This window comes from Thermomicrobium sp. (genome assembly GCF_053493975.1).
On sequence record NZ_JBRBZA010000043.1, the window covers coordinates 44,546 to 60,724 of the forward strand.

The following is a 16,179-nucleotide window of genomic DNA, read 5'->3' on the forward strand; positions in this document are numbered from 1 at the left end:
GAGCAGGATCGAGTGCGATGATGAGATCGGGGGAAAGGGATGTTCGTCGACTTGAGCTTCTTCGAAGTGGAAGAGGGGATGCAACCCGAGTTCGAACAAGCGTTTCGGGTTTTGATCGCTGCTGCCCGCGAGGCAGAGGGATGCATCTCGTCGGAGTTGGTGCGCCTCGACGAAGAATACCGCTACGTTTGGGTCGAACGGTGGGAAAGCAGGGAAGCACACAATGCGTTCAACGAGCGTCTATTCGGAGAGCTTTTGCCGCGCCTTCCGGACTTCGAACGGTACGCGCGGCGGATGGTCGATCGCGATGCGGAAGGGTACGTCGTGATCTGAGACGCGTGCCTTCACGATGCGGCTCGCCACACAAGTTTGGGGGTTCTGGCACCGATCGGTCAGAGCGACCAACCAAGGTGAGTCTCTGGCGCAGCGAGTTCCCCGACGAGTGGTCGCGCGTAGCGAGCGAACGCTGCTGTCGCTCGGCGACCGTCTTCGCTGATGAACTCGGGCGGGAGTCGGCGCTCGTGGGCGGCGACCCGCTGGAGCGGAACCGGATGGAACCGTACGCGGTACGGATCGTCGCTGAGACGTTCGATGCCGACCATGACCGCCGACTGACCAGTGGCCAGCCATTCCACTGCGGTTCGTCCGATCGCGCGAGCTTCTTCCCGATCGAGTTCGACGACCGTCTCGCGGAAGCAGCGCGCCAAGGCTCCCGGTCGGATGACGCGTGCTCGTGCGCCACAGAGGGTTTCCAGCGCGTGCGCGAGCGCTTCAGCTGGACTCGGCGGGTAGGGATGCCCGTGTGGATCGACCCAGCGAGGCGCTGCCTCGGCCAGGGGTCGTCCGTCTTGGCGACGCAAGGTTTCAGGGACGACGAGGAGGAGCCAGCCGAGCCGTTGCTGGAGCGAGACGACCTCTTCAGCGAGATCGCGGCTCGATCGTGGGGGGCGCTCGGGGAAGACCAGTTGCAGATGCGTCGCCAGTGACTCGCCGATCGCGAGCCCGCAAGCGGCGACGAGCCAGCCGGCATTCCGTCCTTGCACCTCGAGGACGGTACATGCATAGAAGGTCGCGAGGGAGCGGCAATCGAGCATGAGATCGCGCGTCGCCAGCGCGAGGAAGCGAGCAGCCGAAGGATAGCCAGGAGTGTGATCCGTTTCCGGGAGATCGTTGTCGATCGTCTTGGGGGCGAGCACGACCGCCAACGGGTAACCTGCCTGTTGGGCAGCCGTCAGGAGCGCGAGTGCGCTCGTCGCCGTATCGTTACCCCCGATCGCGACGACCGCTGTGACGCGGTGCGCGCGTAAGGTGGCGAGTACTGCTCGGCTGCTCCTGTCGTCCAGGCGTTGGCGCGAGGTACCGAGCGCCGCACCGGGAGTGCGAGCGAGGTGGTCGAGTTGAGCGGGTGAAAGGCCGGAGAGGTCGACGAGCGTTTCGGTGATCAGGCCGGTGATGCCGTACCGCGCGCCGAGCACGCGAGTGTAGCCGCACGAACGTGCTCGCTCGATGACACCGGCGAGTGTCGCGTTGATGACACCGGTGGGGCCACCGCTCTGAAAGACGAGGAGCGTCTCGCCGGGCATCGTCACACCACTGCCGCTCATATCTGGTCGAGACCGAGAAGACGACGAGCGTTCTCGGAGAGGATCTTCTGCTTGGCACGAGGTGCGATGGGGAGTTCCTCGATGACGCGCGGCGCCTTGTCGATATCGCCGACTTGGTGGGGATGATCGCTCCCCAAGAGCAGCCGATCCTCACCAACGAAGGCCAAACCGAGCAAGAGACAGGCCGGATCGAAAAGGACGGTATCCAGGTACATCTCGCGGAAGTAGTCCATGGGATCGCGCTCGAGGCGGCCACGAAGTTCCGGATAGACTCGGTAGCCGCGCTGGACACGCTCCGCGAGATAGGGAAGAACGCCACCGAGATGGGTCTGAATGAGAGTCAGCCGCGGAAAGCGATCCAGCACCCCGCCGAGAACCATGCGCACGGCTGCCAACGTCGTATCGTAGGCGAAGCCGAGTAGGGCGACCAGCCGATAGTCAAGGAGGTGATCGGCGAAAGCTGGACTGGTCGGATGGATGACCAGCGGCGCGCCCAGGGCCTCAGCAGCCTCGTAGATCGGCCAGAAGTCAGGAAGGTCGATCGGGCGCCCGTTGACGTTGGAAAACAGCATGGCACCGACGAGTCCGAGTTCGCGGACAGCGCGTTCCAATTCGCGTGCAGCGGCTTCCGGTGACTGGAGGGGTAGCGTCGCGAGACAACGAAAACGCTGTGGATAGCGGCGCTGAATGTCCGCGAACTCGTCATTGACGAGACGAGCGAGTCGTTCACCGACTTCCGCTCGCTCCCCATGCACACCGGGAGTGGTCAAGGAGAGGATCGCCATGTCGATCCCGGCACGCTCCATGTCGGCAAGGCGTGCCTCGAGCGAGTGATGAGCTGGAGCGAGAACGTTGTAGTCGCCTGCATACTGCAACACCATGCGGCCATCAGTATCTCGGTGCAGGGTCGTGCCCGCGCTCCCGGCTTCGAGCGCATGCAGATATGCCGCGGGGTAAAAATGGGTGTGGCAGTCGATGCGCACGAGATTCACTCTCCTCCCAGTCTGCTCCTCGTCGGTTGCAGGGTAGCATCGGTCGCACGGGTGGGGAAGCCTGGCCTGGCGTGGAAGCGTGCTCGGTCCGTAGCGACGAGTCTGCGACCGCCGAGCAGTGTCAGCTCTATCCTCCGGTCGGCCAGCGTCGATGGCGGAGAAGAGGCTCGAATCATCGTCTCGGTCGTCGGAGACGATGGACGGCCACGACGACTGCAGTATCACCAGCATCGGGCCAGGGACCGGACCAGGTCGCGACCTCGTCTGACCAGCCTTTCTGGCGCAGTCGCTCGATGAAGGTGGTGGCTGTCCGTCGCCCCGGCTCCGCCAGCCAGAGCAAGCCACCCGGCGCCAGCAGGTGCTCGACCAGTCGAAGCAATGGCTCGACATCGCGATCTTCGTACAGGACATCGGCGGCGAGGATAACCGGGATGCTGCTGGAACCGATCAGGCGCGCGAGCTGTTCACTCGGACGACGCCAGTTCATGCGGAAGAGATCCGGCACACGACCGGTGTTCCTCGAACAGTTCCAGCGAGTGAGCCACAGTGCCTCGGCGCTGTAGTCGGTCGCAATCAGCTGGGCACCGGCCCAGAGAGCAGCGATCGCGGTGAGACCCAACCCGCAGCCCAGTTCCAGGACACGCTGCCCGTGAATCGGGCTCGGATCGAGGAGAAGAGCGTCCGCCAACGCGATCCCGCTGGGCCACAGTTCGGCCCAATAGGGAAGGTGCTCCTCCGGATCGGCCTGAGCCAGGTCGAGGAGCCGATCGAGGTCAGCCGGCTGGACGAGCGTGCAAGAGCGCTGGCTGCGTGGCAGGATGACGAGTCGCTCGCGCAATGGCCCATAACGCGACACGTCCCACTCCGGCATATCAGGAGCCTCTGCCGCGGTATCGGTCCGGTGCCCTTCCTCGGCCATCGTATCGACTGTCACCGACGTGCCTCAGCCAGGCGCCCGACGCGGCGCAAAGCGACGACGAATCGCTCGCGACCGACCTTGACCTCCTCGACGTGACCATCCTCCCGTTCGGGTTCACCGGGACGCAGGTCGACGGCGAGCGTCTCGTGCTTGATGGAATCAGCGAAGCGTTCGACGGCCGCAGCCAAGTCGCCCTCGGCGCGGTAGACGATCGCGATCGTCTCGTCGATCTCGAACCCGGCATTCTTGCGAGCCTCCTGGACGCCGCGGATGAAGTCGCGTGCCAGCCCCTCGAGCCGGAGCTCAGGCGTGATCGTGAGATCGACAGCCACGAGCAGGTCGCGGTCCTCGAAGGCCGCGAACCCTGGCCGATCGACTGGCTCGACCGAGAAGTCGTCGGAACCGAACTCCAGTTCCTCGCCATCGAGCGTGAGCGTGACGGTTCGGCCGGCTCGGAGCTGGCGGGCCAACGCATGCTGATCGATTTCAGCCAATACCCGCTGGAGGACCGGCAGCTTGGGCCCGATCCGCGGCCCGAGGACCGGCAAGTTCGGCTTGACCCGATAGCTCAAATAGTCTTCGGGCCGGTCGGCGAACTCGACCGCTTTGACGTTGAGTTCGTCCATGAACTGGTCGACGAGTCGCTCGATCGCTCGGCGGGCTGCCGGATCGCGTGCTGCCACGACGGCTCGGGGCAGCGGTTGGCGCACTTTGATGTTCGCCTTGTTGCGAGCGGCACGACCGAGTTCGACCGCGCGCAGCAGCCAGTTCATATCCGCCACCAACTCGTGATCGAGCTTCGTGAGATCCGCTTCGGGATAGTCGGTCAAATGGACCGATTCGGGTGCCTGTGGGTCGACACGACGGACGAGGTTTTGGTACATGAGCTCGGTGGTGAAAGGAATGAATGGAGCGAGCAGCTTGGTCAAGGTGACCAGGACCTCGTACAGCGTCAGATAGGCAGCTGCCTTGTCTCGGTCGCTTTCCGTCTTCCAGAAGCGGCGTCGGTTGCGACGGATGTACCAGTTGGAGAGATCCTCGACCACGAAGTCTTGGAGTGCCCGCGCAGCGTTCATCGAGTCGTAGTCTCGGATCCGCTCGCGAACGGTGGCGATGACCTGCTGGAGACGAGCGAGAATCCAACGGTCGAGCAGGGTGCGCTCGCCGAGCGGCACATCGTGCTGAGCGGGATGGAACCCGTCGAGCCGTGCGTAGTTCGCGAAAAATGCGTACGAGTTCCAGAGTGGCAACAGGAAGGTTCGGCGAACCTCGTCCAGTAAGCGCCAACCGAAGTTCAAGTTCTGGGCTGGGTTGTGCTTCAAATAGAGCCATCGCATCACATCGACGCCGGCCCGCTCAGCGGCCTCGTCGAACCAGATGGCGTTCCCCTTGCTCTTGTGCATCTCCTCGCCCTTCTCGTCGCGGAGGAGGGCGAAACCCAAGCAGGTCTTCATCGGCGCTCGGCCGGTCAGGACAGTGCTCTGGGCGAGCAGCGAGTAGAACCAGTTGCGGAATTGGCCGGGGAACGATTCGGTGATGAAATCGACTGGGAACCATTCCTGCCAATAGGCCCGATCGTGCCGGTAGCGCAGCGTGGAGAAGGGAACGATACCGGCATCCAGCCAGGGGTTACCGACATCGGGAATGCGACTCGCGAGGGAGCCGCACTGCTCGCAGCGGATCTTGACGGCATCGATCCAGGGGCGATGCGGCGTGTGACCCTCGAAGAGTTCCCAACCCTCGACCGCGCGCTGGCGGAGTTCCTCCTCGCTTCCGATGACGTCGAACCAGCCGCACTCCCCGCACTGCCAAATCGGCAACGCAAGCCCCCAGTAGCGCTTCTTGGAGATCATCCAGTCATCCATGTTGCGCAGCCAGTCGAGTTCGCGCTCGAGGCCGAATTCGGGGATCCAGCGAACCTGGCGAGCCGCCTCCATGACCTTTTCCCGCCAGGGATCGACGGCGATGAACCACTCGTCGACGAGGCGGAAGACCAACTCGGTCCCGCAGCGCCAGCAGGTGGGGTAGCGGTGGAGATAGGGTTCGCGGCGGTAGAGGAGGCCACGCTGAGCGAGATCCTGGGCGATCGGTTCAGCAACGCTGTGCACATGCTTGCCGGTCAACCAATCGAACCCTTCGACGTAATAGCCATCCTCCGTGAGCGGGGCAATGACGGCGAGTCCATGTTCCTTCCCGAGCTGATAGTCTTCGCGTCCGCAGCCAGGTGCGATATGGACGATCCCGGTTCCCTCACTGGGATCGACTGCCTCCCAGGGGATGATCCGATGTTCGACCTGGGCATTGATCGGAAGATGATCATAGGGACCGCGGTAACGAAGACCGACGAGGTCGCTTCCTTTCAGATACCCCAGCACCTCATAGGGACCACGCAGCGCGTGCCGGGCGGCTTCTTCGGCCAGTATCAGAATCTCATCGTTTTGGCGAACGCGGACATACGTAAGGTCAGGGTGCACCGCGGCGGCGACGTTCGCGGTGAGTGTCCATGGGGTGGTGGTCCAGACGAGCAAGGCTTCTCGCTCGTGCCCCTCGAGCGGGAAGCGTACGTAGAGACTCAGATGGGTAATCTCCTTGTAGCCCTCGCTGACTTCCATCTCGGAGAGCCCGGTCGCACAGCGTGGGCACCAGGGCATGACATCGTACCCGTGATAGATCCAGCCGTTCTGGTGACAGACTTTGAGGAAATGCCAAATGGCGTAGTTGTTCTCGTCGGAGAGGGTGTAGTAGGAGTTATCCCAGTCCATGAAGTAGCCGAGCCGTTTCGATTGCTCGGTTTGAATTGCCGAGTACGTGAAGACGCGCTCCTTGCACTTCTCCACGAACCGGTCGATTCCATATGCTTCGATGTCCCGCTTGGAGGTGAACCCGAGTTCTCGTTCGACTTCGACCTCGACCCAGAGTCCCTGACAGTCGAAGCCGTTCTGATAGCGTTGACGGTATCCGAGCATGGTATAGAACCGCTGGTAAAAGTCTTTGTAGGTCCGACCCCACGCGTGATGGACGCCCATCGGGTTGTTGGCGGTGATGGGCCCGTCCATGAAGGAATAGCGCTCGGAACTCTGGGCATTGCGCGTGAGATACTTCTGCACGATGCCGTGCTCGTACCACCAACGGAGGACAGCGCGCTCGAGCGCTGGGAAGTCGATGTCTTTGGTCGGAACAGGCTCGAACATCCTGCGCACCTCCCTGAGATCTCCTCGATCTGCCTGTTCGATCAGAAAACCCCGCCCTCCACTCTGAGGGCGGGGTTCACCCGCGGTACCACCCCAGTTGGTGCAGGCGGTCGCTGCACCCACTCAGTGCTGCAGTAACGGGCAGCTCCCGGCTACGCCTACTGTGGCACGAGGACGCCAGTTCGGGTAGCAGCTCGAGAAGGATTTTCCGCCGCGTCGTTGCCGCCCGGCTCGCACCGTCCCGGACTCGCTGCTCGGCCGCCGCGACGTACTCGCTTCCGTCTTCGCTGTTCGCCAGTTCGCTTGTTACCGAACAACTACGGTACCATCGCAGCTGGAGCGGCGGCAACCCGGTCAGTCCAAAGCGCCGCGACGACCACGCGACCTCGATGATGTCCGTTCGAGCGGCGATCGCTCGCGAGCACGCACGCGTTTGGGCTCTGGCTAGTGTCGAGCACGCTGTGCGTCGGGCGGGGACCATGCAGGGGAGAAGCCGAACGCTCGACCGAGCGGAGAGCGCCCGAGCGGCTCGCGCGATCCCGCGCGGTCGGCCAAGGGAAGCGCGAGTCGTCCGACACGCATCGTGGGGAGGGTAACTCGCACCGTGGGGAGGATAAGCGGTGGCCGAGTCGGTCGGATCGCAGCGATCATCGGCCAGAACATGGATCGCGCTGATTGCCGTCACGGCAATCATGGCGACCGCTGCTGGGGGACGGTTTCTGGTCGGTCTCGTCTTTCCGGAACTCCAGCATGACTTGCACATGAGTCATGCTCGTCTCGGCTCGATCGTCTCGTTGAGTGTCCTGATCGTCGGGCTCTCCCAACCGTTCGTGGGTTGGCTCGTCGATCGGTTCTCGGCTGGCCTCGTGGCGCTCGTCGGCCTCACCACGCTCGGTGCGGGCCTCGTACTCGGTGGTCAGGCGCATGACGCGACCCTTCTCGCTCTCGGCTTGGGTGCATTGGCCGGTCTGGGTTTGGCCACGGTTTCACCGACGTTGCTGACACCGGTCGTCGCTGCCTGGTTCAGCCGCAATCGGACAACAGCGTTGTCGGTCGTCGCGACTGCGAATCCGATGGGGCAGGCACTCGTCGTACCCCTGCTGGCTGCAGTGGTGGCGGCCGTCGGGTGGCGCAGAGCACTTTTGCTGCTCGGATTGGCGCTCGTCGCGCTCGCGCCGGTGGCGTTCCGATTGCTCGCTGACCACTCTCCAGGCCGCTCGCGCGTCGAGAGCAGTCAGGGGTGCAGCGTCATCGACGCATTGCGCTCGTTGGCGTGGTGGCAGTTCGCTTTCGGCTTCTTCGTCTGTGGTTTCACCATGGGCTGGGTCATGACCTATTTCGTCGACTACGCGACCCGGATCGGGCTCGGGCACGCGGTGGCGGCGACAGGGCTGGCGCTCACCGGCTGGGCGAGTATCGCTGGCGCCTTCGCGACGGGCTGGTGGCTCGACCGCAGCGGCACGAGTCTTCCCCTGGCGGTCGTCTACGCCCTGCGTGGACTCGGCTTCCTCCTCTTGCTCTTCGTCGGTGCATCCAGCGTCGGGATCCTTCTCGCGGCGCTGGTCATCGGCTTTTCGTGGAGCGCAACGACGCCACTGACCTCGTCGCTCTGCGCAGCGCTGTATGGCCGGCATCGCCTCGGGACGATCTTCGGCTTGCTGTTCGCGGTGATGCCCATCGGTACGGCGGCCGGATCGGCGGTCGCCGGGATCCTTTTCGACTGGACTGGCCACTATACGCTTTCGCTCGTGCTGGCGGGCGCACTGGGTTTGGCGGCTGCGGCCGTGGTGTGGCCGGTTCGGGTCGTGGCGCGTCCCTGTGCGACTGGGGGCGTGGTTCAGCCGACGATGGCCCCGGGACGACCCCTCACGGAGGCGCGATGACCGCCTCGATGCCACGGCCGGTAGCCGGCCGCCGTTGGGAAGTCGACGCGTTGCGCGGCCTCGCCTTTCTCGCGATGGTCATCTACCACGGGGCGTTCGATTTGGCGGCGTTCGGGGAATGGCCCATCGCGGTGACGAGTGGGGGGTGGCGCCTCTTCGCTGATGGTATCGCTAGCACGTTCTTGTTCGTCGCCGGCATCTCGCTGGTGCTCGCGCGGTACCGATGGGCGAACCACCCTGAACGGTACTGGCGGCACGTCGTGCGGCGGACTCTCCGCTTGGGCGGGGCCGCGGGGCTGGTCACGCTGGTCACCTGGCTGGTGAGTCCGCCCGATGTCGTCCTCTTCGGTATTCTCCATCTCATCCTGCTCGCGAGTCTCCTGGCCTTGCCCCTCCTACGCTTCGGGGTCTGGAATTTCGGGTTCGCCGGGCTGGCTGCACTCCTCGGATGGCTCGTGGCACTTCTGCCCGGGAATCGGTGGTTCTTCTGGTTAGGATTGGTGCCGGAAGGGTATCGCTCCTTCGATTTCCGGCCGCTCTTTCCCTGGTTCGGGGTGGTTCTCTTGGGTGTGGGCGTGGCGAGTTGGTGGTATGGTGAAGGACGGCGTCGGTGGTCGCTACCGGATTGGAGCGATCGACTCCCGGTCCGGGCTTTGGTGTGGATCGGCCGGCACAGCCTCCTCCTGTACCTGATTCACCAGCCGCTGCTGATCGCCTCTCTCGTCGCCATCGGCCTGATCGATGTGCGACGCCTGCTTGGATGAGGCCGTGGCGGCTCGAGTCTGGTTCGACCAGATGACGCGGAAGAGCGGTCCGACATGCCGTCCGATATTAGCGAGGAGTTCCGCATCAGTATCGGAAAAGCGCCGCTGCTCCGTGCGTGAGACCGCGATCGCTCCCAGAGCACCCTGGGCGTCGAGGACGGGAGCGGCGAGCACGGTGAAGAGCTCACGGCTGCCCCAGATGACGACACTTCCTGGGGGTGCTTCCGGAACGACGACCGAGAGTGCGCGTCCCGACTCGATCGCGCGCCAGGCGAGCCCTTGGCCACGCGGGAGCCGTACCCGATGCGCGCGATCTCGATCGAATCGTGAGTAGATGACGCGCAGCGCTGTACCGTCTTCGTCGATGGCGAACAGCACGATATTGTCGGAGGTGAGGACGCCGGACAGCGCGAGATCGATCACCTCAGCGAGTCGCTCGATCGTCGTCAGTCCCGCAAGATGTTCGCCGATGGTGTGCAGAGCTTGCGTCGCGAGCGCACTCGGCTCGGAGAAGGTGTGCGCGGCGAGGGCGACGGCGATCCCATCCGGTCGGTGCCAAGCCCGGAGGAAAGCGTCGACGACGACAGGGTGGAACTGCGTCCCACGGCAGCGGCGAACTTCGGCCAGGGCCTCGGCAGGAGAGAGCGCTGGTCGGTAGGGACGATCGGTCGTCATCGTGTCGAAAGCATCGGCGAGGCCGATGATGGCCGCGCCGAGCGGGATGGCATCGCCCCGCAGGCCGTCCGGATACCCTTGCCCGTCCCACCGTTCGTGGTGTGCCCGGACCAGGGAGGCGATACGACGCAACTGGGGGTGCCCAGCGAGTAGTTGCGCACCGACGCCGGGGTGCGTGGAGACGATCGACCATTCGGCTGCATCGAGTTTCCCAGCTTTGCGGAGAATCGCATCGGGAATCGCGATCTTGCCGACGTCGTGGAGCAAGGCAGCGAGTTCGATCTCTTCGATCTCGGGCTGGGGAAGCCCCAGCTCTCGCGCGATGATACGGGCGATCGTCGCCACGCGACGAGAGTGCTGATGGGTGCTCGGGTCCTTGGCATCGACGACCGCTGCCAAGGCCTCGACGGAGGCACGATGCAGTTCTCTCTCATGTTCGGCGTTGAGCACATCGCCGAGAGCGAGCCCGATCACCCGAACGAGGTTGCGGAGACGCTGCTGCTCGACCGTCGTGAACCGCGCGGTGCCGAACCGGCCGAGAACCACCATCCCGCGTGTTTGCCCGCGGGCAACCAGTGGTGCGACCGCCAGCGAGGCAGATTGGCCTGCGGCGGCCACACGTATCGGATAGTCGAGGAAGGGAAACGTGGAAGAATCGGGCACGATGGTCACCTCATCGTGCTCGGCGAGCCGACCGAGCCAACTGGATCGACGCGGAATCGACCAGCCAGCTGGAAGCATCGCGAAGTGAGGGCTCGTCGCGAGGGGAACGAACGCGTGCTGATCGTCGTCGAGGAGCAGGATGGCCGCGAAGTCGCTGGGCACTAGACTCGGCAGGTGTTGCAACAGGCGGTGTCCGAATGTGTCGAGGTCGGGGGAGTGGCTCAGCTCTCTCGCCAACGAGGCGATCGCATCTTGCTCGCGACTAGCGATCCACCGGTCGAGCACGTGGATGAGCCGCGTTCGCAATTCGCGAAGCAGGACGGTCTCGAGCGGGTGCGTGAGCGGACGAGCGAGGAGCAAGCAACCGATCGGCACGTCGTGCGCGACGAGCGCAACGAGCGTGAGGCGAGCGTGGTCGGCCAGGAGTGTTGCAAGGGAGGGCTGGAATGGCGGTGGTACGATCTTCGTATCGGTCAGTTCCAACACGCCGTGCGCGCTGGACCGGGAGAGCCACTCGAAGAACGCAGGATCACAGAGCGGGGTGAGGTCGAGCGCCGTTCCTTCTCCGTCAAGCCTGGACGAGGCGATGACCGAAGAGTCCTCGAGCGGGAGGCGGAGCACGAGCGTGGTCGAACCACCCAGCGTTTGCGTGAGCCGAGTCACGAGCGGTCGGGCGAAGGCGTGCGGATCAGGATCATGCAACAGCAGGGTACCGACGTCTGCTAAAAACTGCTGAAGCTCGACGTTCTGGAGAATGAGCTGGCGCTGGTGAACGACCGTCAGACCAGTCGCCAGTTCTTGCGCCAGGATGTTGACCAGTTCGATTTCCAATGGGGAGAACGGCGCGACTGCGGTACGCCCGATGCCGAGAACAGCCCTAGTCGACCCGTCGTACCGGAGCGGGACGAGGAGCAACGTCCGCAAAGGGAAGGGGCGTTCCGGGAGATGATGAGTACGGGGGTCTTCCCACGTATCGGCAACATGCAACAGGCGACCGGTGCGAAAGGCGTGACCAGCCAGACTGCGGTCGATCGGGATACGGTGGCCGACTCGTGCCTCCGGTATCGGCCCGCTCCCCCAGGAAATGCGGAGCAGATCTGGGGCCGTGGTGTCCGGCTCGAGGCAAATCAGCGCATCGTAGCGGAGGAAGTCGTGGAAGCGGCGCGCGAGGTCTTCGAGGAGTTCGTAGATCGAGGTGGCAACGGCGACCCGGCGAGAGAGCTCGAGCAAGGCCCGAAGCACCTCGACCGAACGCTCGAGCTGCCGCCGCGTCGCCAGACGGGAGAGCGCTGCGCCGACTTGCATGAGTAGAAGGCGGAGAGTGGTGAGATGCCCCGAAAGTTCCGGAGCACGCCGTCCATCGTCGTTCCAGGCGAGGAGGCAGACGAGTGGTCGCTCATCCTCGCGGTAGGCCGCGACCAACACGTCGCGCACGGAAGCTGAAAGAAAAGCGAGTGCGCTGCCTAGCAGGTCGCGGGCGTCCTCCGTCGAAAGGGTCAGGACCGCCGCTCGTTCCGTGTCCGTCGCGAGGGAAGCGAGGCGCTCGAAGAGAAACGAGTCCACTTGACTCGGTGCAGAGCCGAATGCGGAAACGTGCGGAGTGCCTGTTCCGGCGTCGAGCCAGAGTAGACCCGAGCGGGTTCCGGCTATTGTCTCGACACCCTCGATGCAGGCCTGCGCGATCTCGTCGAGGTCTGCCGTCCGCTCGAGCATCTGGTCGACGATGAGGATTTTCTCGAAATCGGTGCGGAGACTCGCTTCGCGCTGGTAGAGACGGCTCGCATAGGCGACCAGTGTCGCGAGCCGGCACCATTGTTGGGCAGTACGGATCTCCCGGCGACTGTACGGGCGAGGCGCGAGATGTCGCCAGAGATAGGCGACGCCCACCAGTTCGCTTTCCCAAAGCAACGGGAGGACGAGGCCGACCAGTGCGCCACGCTCGGCGAGCGCGCGCAAACCGGGATTGACTGGGGGAAACCGATGCCAGTGCTGTGGCCGATGCAGGTGGAGCGGGCGGCGGTGACGAGCGAGCCAGCGCTCGGTTGGTACCTCCTTGGGAGGCAGACGCCGCACGCCGACCGGAGGGAGCGCTCCCGCGGGTTGCACTCCCTCGACGATGCCGAGTTCGACGGCTGTAAGTCGCTCGTCGAAGACGAAAAACCCGCCGAGATCTGCCTGGACGACGGCGACTAGTGTCTGCAAGACCTGTCGCAGGAGCGCATCGATGCGAGCGGACTTGGTTTCGCGCATGCCCGGCCGTTCCCGAGATAGACGGTTTCGATCGAAAGGCAGAAACCGTGCAGACTCCTGCCGCTTGGGAAATTATACACTTGCCAGTTTCTAAAGGGTTCCGACTGTTTCACATGCGTCGGTGGTCTGCTCGCGGAGCGACGATGGTCCTACCGCGACCCGTACCGAGAGGGGATGTGGGGAGCGAGTGCGCCACGCCGTGCCCGGTTTTGCTACAGTGCAACCAAATGAGCACCGGTTACCAGTCTCCTGGAGGCGCGCGATTCGGTGGGAGCGTGAGGAGCGAGGTGGAGCGGTGGACCCCCGGTTCGAGAAGGTCATCGAGTTGCTGACCCGGTTCATCGAGCGAGGAGAGTGCGACGGTGCGGGGCTCGCGGTGGTTACCGGAGGGCAGTTGGTGCTGGAATGGTACGGAGGGGAAGCCGCACCAGGGCTGCCGGCTGGTCCGCGCGTGCTGTGGCCCCTGGCATCGGTGAGCAAGGTGTACACGGCGGCAACCGTGCTGGCCCTCGTCGAGCGCGGATTCCTCAGCCTCGACTCGAGAGTCGCGACGTTCCTACCCGAGTTCGACAGCGACGAGCGGCGAGCGATCACAGTGCGGCACCTTCTGACCCATACGTCGGGTCTCGCGTACGAACCGCTCGATATGGAGTCGTTGTTACGGCAAGGTTTGCCGCTCGACGAATTGATCGAGGCAGCGTTCACTGAGCCGCTCGTTTTCCCGCCTGGGAGCCAGATCGGCTACAGCGACCTCGGGTACGCTGTGCTGGGAGTCTTGGCAGAGCGGGTGACTGGCCAGGATTTTCCTGATCTCGTACGGGTGACCCTGCTGGAGCCGGTTGGGCTGACGGACACGTTTTTCCCATTGCGGGGAATGAGCGAGGCCGGACGGATCGCTCGCGTCGTCGGCATGTTAGGAGAGGGAACCCGCTGGGCGATGTACGGGCCGGAGTACGGACTTCGCCTGGCCCATCCCGCGTGGGGAGTGGTGGCGAGTCTCCCCGACCTCGTGCGCTTCTTCATTTTCTTCACGCCGCATGCGCCCGGCCGACTTCTGTCGCGGGCTACGGTGGCGGCGATGACGAGGCGGCAAACACCCGATTCGCTCGGGCTACCGGGTTGGGGGCTCGGGTTCGAAGTGGGTGGGGGCTATTTCGGCGAAGTCGACCTGTTCTCGCCGGCTGCCTTCGGGCATACCGGAGCGACCGGTTGTGCAGTCTGGTACGATCCGGCGCACGATCTCCTCGTGGCTTTCGTGTCCAATCGGCATCTCAATACCGGGCGGGAGCGTTTCATCCTGCGGGTGGCGGCGGTGTTGAACGGCGTCGTGGCGGCCGTGACGTGACCGAGAGGAACGTGGTATACTGAGCGCGCCGTGACGGCAAACGCCGGCGCGGGCTTTTTTGTGTCGGACAGTCCCGAGTGGGGAGCTGAGCCGTGCCGAAGAGAACGTATCAGCCGAAACGCCTGCGGAGAAAGCGCGTGCATGGCTTCCTGGCTCGTATGAGTACGCGCGGTGGCCGAGCGGTCCTGAAGCGGCGGCGTCTGAAAGGGCGTTGGAAGCTGACGGTTTCCGACGAGAAGAAGATCACGCCGAGCAAGCGATAGATCGTCCGTGATCGCGCGGCGGTATCGGCTCCGCCGATCCAGCGAGTTCGAACGAGTCCGACGCCGGGGCCGATCGGTCAGCAACCGATTGCTCGTCGTGAGCTTCGCTGCCAATCAGCTGGGAGAGAATCGGTACGGGTTCGCGGTCGGGCGGCGTATCGGTAAAGCTGTGCGTCGCAACAAGGTGAAACGCTGGCTGCGAGAGGCTGTTCGCCACCTGCATGGACGGTTGCGCCAGGGGTACGATATCGTGTTCGTCGCCCGCGGGCCCCTCGCGGATCCAGCGATGACGTATCATGAAGTTGTCGCAGCGGTCGAGGACCTCCTCGATCGCGCCGGGCTCGTGAGGCCTGAAGGCACTGAGCCACACGCGCAACGCGAACACGGTGTGGAATGACGAAGCTGGCTCTGCTGCTGATTCGCTTCTACCAACGGTTCATTTCACCGGGATTGCCGCCCGCCTGTCGGTTCTACCCGAGCTGTTCGGAGTACGGCTATGAGGCGATCTCCCGCTACGGTATCATCAAGGGAGGCGTGTTGACGGTGCGGCGGCTGCTCCGCTGTCATCCCTTCCACCCAGGCGGGTACGATCCTGTGCCGTGACGGATGCACTGCACGAGAAGACCTGAGACATCCAGGAGGTCGACTTGATCATTTGGGATCAGTTCGTCTATGTCATCGAATGGGGACTGGCCCGCACTGCTGAAGTGACGGGTAGCGCTGGACTGGCGATCATCCTCTTCACGATTCTCATCAAGACGCTGCTGTTGCCTCTCACCATCAAATCGGTGCGCTCCACCAAGGCGATGCAGGAGCTGCAGCCGAAGATTCGCGAACTGCAGAAGAAGTACGGGCAGGATCGCCAGCGTCTCTCGGCAGAGATGATGAAGCTGTACCAGGAGCATGGGATCAATCCGATGTCGGGTTGTCTCCCGATGCTCCTCCAGATTCCGGTGTTCTTCGGCTTGTACTTCGCGATCCGCAATCTGTCGCTCAGCCAGGTCGGCGCCTGGGCGCACGGTTTCCTTTGGATTCCAGATCTCGCGCAGCCGGATCCTCTGCACATCTTGCCGATTTTGGCCGGTCTTTTCCAGTTCATCCAGACTCGGATGACGCGTCCGGCCGGTGTCCGGCGATTCGAGGACCCGCAGCAGCAAATGATGTACTCGATGATGCTCTTCATGCCGTTGATGGTCGTTCTCTTCGGCTGGAACTTTGCTGCTGGTCCCGTTCTCTATTGGGTCGTCTCGGCGGTGTACAGCGTGGTGCAGCAGTGGTTGATCACTGGGTGGGGAGCGATGCGCGATTGGCTGCCGTTCCTGCCCGAGTTGCCGGAGCACCGGCGGTTGGGGTATGTCGATCCCAAAAAGCGAGCGAAGAGCACCAATGCCGAGCGGGGCGGGTTGTGGGCGCGGCTTCTTCAACAGGCCCACGCACAGTCCCAGATCTCCGCGTCGGAGGCGGTCGTCGAGTCGAGTCGGACCGAGCGTCCTGCGCCTGACGCCTCGCCTGCTGCGCAGCCTCCGCTCGATCCCGCATCGCTGGTGCCGCGTCGCTCGCGACCGCGGAACAAGCGGCAGTCGTGACCGCGCCGCTCCTTCACCCGGGTGTGATGGGGCAGGAGCGAGAT

The 16,179-nt window shown here is 64.0% G+C and carries 12 protein-coding genes and 1 pseudogene; 8 read left to right on the plus strand and 5 right to left on the minus strand.

Annotation, left to right across the window (positions count from 1 at the left end; translation table 11 throughout):
* The first annotated feature begins 39 nt into the window (after window positions 1-39).
* Window positions 40-333 carry a putative quinol monooxygenase gene (locus ACWIVK_RS07700; protein ID WP_448576064.1) on the plus strand — a complete coding sequence of 98 codons (294 nt, stop codon included), beginning with the start codon at window positions 40-42 and terminating at the stop codon, window positions 331-333.
* A gap of 59 nt (window positions 334-392) precedes the next feature.
* Here ACWIVK_RS07700 and ACWIVK_RS07705 read toward each other — a convergent pair whose 3' ends face one another.
* From ACWIVK_RS07705 to ileS, 4 genes are all read right to left on the minus strand, one after another.
* Complete coding sequence (locus tag ACWIVK_RS07705; RefSeq protein ID WP_448576065.1) at window positions 393-1,583, minus strand: diphosphate--fructose-6-phosphate 1-phosphotransferase; 1,191 nt, start codon at window positions 1,581-1,583, stop codon at window positions 393-395.
* A 17-nt stretch (window positions 1,584-1,600) separates the two neighbouring features.
* On the minus strand, window positions 1,601-2,587 hold the full coding sequence (locus tag ACWIVK_RS07710) for an amidohydrolase family protein (protein WP_448576066.1): 987 nt from the start codon (window positions 2,585-2,587) through the stop codon (window positions 1,601-1,603).
* A gap of 181 nt (window positions 2,588-2,768) precedes the next feature.
* The gene (locus tag ACWIVK_RS07715; RefSeq protein WP_448576067.1) at window positions 2,769-3,530 is read right to left on the minus strand and encodes a class I SAM-dependent methyltransferase; all 762 of its coding nucleotides are present in this window, start codon (window positions 3,528-3,530) and stop codon (window positions 2,769-2,771) included.
* On the minus strand, window positions 3,527-6,706 hold the full coding sequence (gene ileS / locus ACWIVK_RS07720; RefSeq protein WP_448576068.1) for an isoleucine--tRNA ligase: 3,180 nt from the start codon (window positions 6,704-6,706) through the stop codon (window positions 3,527-3,529). The genes ACWIVK_RS07715 and ileS overlap by 4 nt, the downstream gene beginning before the upstream one ends.
* A gap of 620 nt (window positions 6,707-7,326) precedes the next feature.
* On the opposite strand from ileS, the gene ACWIVK_RS07725 reads away from it, so the two are divergent.
* Together ACWIVK_RS07725 and ACWIVK_RS07730 are read left to right on the plus strand one after the other, a co-directional pair.
* Window positions 7,327-8,589, plus strand: coding sequence for an MFS transporter (locus ACWIVK_RS07725; RefSeq protein ID WP_448576069.1), 1,263 nt, complete (start codon window positions 7,327-7,329; stop codon window positions 8,587-8,589).
* Window positions 8,586-9,353 carry a heparan-alpha-glucosaminide N-acetyltransferase gene (locus ACWIVK_RS07730; protein ID WP_448576070.1) on the plus strand — a complete coding sequence of 256 codons (768 nt, stop codon included), beginning with the start codon at window positions 8,586-8,588 and terminating at the stop codon, window positions 9,351-9,353. The genes ACWIVK_RS07725 and ACWIVK_RS07730 overlap by 4 nt, the downstream gene beginning before the upstream one ends.
* A 60-nt stretch (window positions 9,354-9,413) precedes the next feature.
* On the opposite strand, the pseudogene ACWIVK_RS07735 reads toward ACWIVK_RS07730, so the two are convergent.
* Window positions 9,414-12,941, minus strand: a pseudogene (locus ACWIVK_RS07735) (HD domain-containing phosphohydrolase); the annotation flags it as partial.
* Window positions 12,942-13,236: 295 nt separating this feature from the next.
* Here ACWIVK_RS07735 and ACWIVK_RS07740 point away from each other — a divergent pair.
* From ACWIVK_RS07740 to ACWIVK_RS07760, 5 genes are all read left to right on the plus strand, one after another.
* Window positions 13,237-14,286, plus strand: coding sequence for a serine hydrolase domain-containing protein (locus ACWIVK_RS07740; RefSeq protein WP_448576071.1), 1,050 nt, complete (start codon window positions 13,237-13,239; stop codon window positions 14,284-14,286).
* A 92-nt stretch (window positions 14,287-14,378) separates the two neighbouring features.
* Entirely contained in the window at window positions 14,379-14,549 is a 171-nt protein-coding gene (gene rpmH, locus ACWIVK_RS07745) for a 50S ribosomal protein L34 (protein ID WP_015922041.1), read from the plus strand.
* A 7-nt stretch (window positions 14,550-14,556) separates the two neighbouring features.
* Window positions 14,557-14,946, plus strand: coding sequence for a ribonuclease P protein component (rnpA, locus tag ACWIVK_RS07750; RefSeq protein WP_448576072.1), 390 nt, complete (start codon window positions 14,557-14,559; stop codon window positions 14,944-14,946).
* The gene (gene yidD / locus ACWIVK_RS07755) at window positions 14,943-15,152 is read left to right on the plus strand and encodes a membrane protein insertion efficiency factor YidD (protein ID WP_448576073.1); all 210 of its coding nucleotides are present in this window, start codon (window positions 14,943-14,945) and stop codon (window positions 15,150-15,152) included. Before rnpA ends, yidD begins: the two co-directional genes overlap by 4 nt.
* A gap of 44 nt (window positions 15,153-15,196) precedes the next feature.
* Window positions 15,197-16,135 carry a YidC/Oxa1 family membrane protein insertase gene (locus ACWIVK_RS07760; protein WP_448576074.1) on the plus strand — a complete coding sequence of 313 codons (939 nt, stop codon included), beginning with the start codon at window positions 15,197-15,199 and terminating at the stop codon, window positions 16,133-16,135.
* Window positions 16,136-16,179 lie beyond the last annotated feature (44 nt).

Excerpts from the sequence above, each read along its gene's own strand:
- ACWIVK_RS07730 (WP_448576070.1), top strand. The coding sequence starts at position 8,586 with ATGACCGCCTCGATGCCACGGCCGGTAGCCGGCCGCCGTTGGGAAGTC.
- ACWIVK_RS07700 (WP_448576064.1), top strand. The coding sequence starts at position 40 with ATGTTCGTCGACTTGAGCTTCTTCGAAGTGGAAGAGGGGATGCAACCC.
- ileS (WP_448576068.1), bottom strand. The coding sequence starts at position 6,706 with ATGTTCGAGCCTGTTCCGACCAAAGACATCGACTTCCCAGCGCTCGAG.
- yidD (WP_448576073.1), top strand. The coding sequence starts at position 14,943 with ATGACGAAGCTGGCTCTGCTGCTGATTCGCTTCTACCAACGGTTCATT.
- ACWIVK_RS07705 (WP_448576065.1), bottom strand. The coding sequence starts at position 1,583 with ATGCCCGGCGAGACGCTCCTCGTCTTTCAGAGCGGTGGCCCCACCGGT.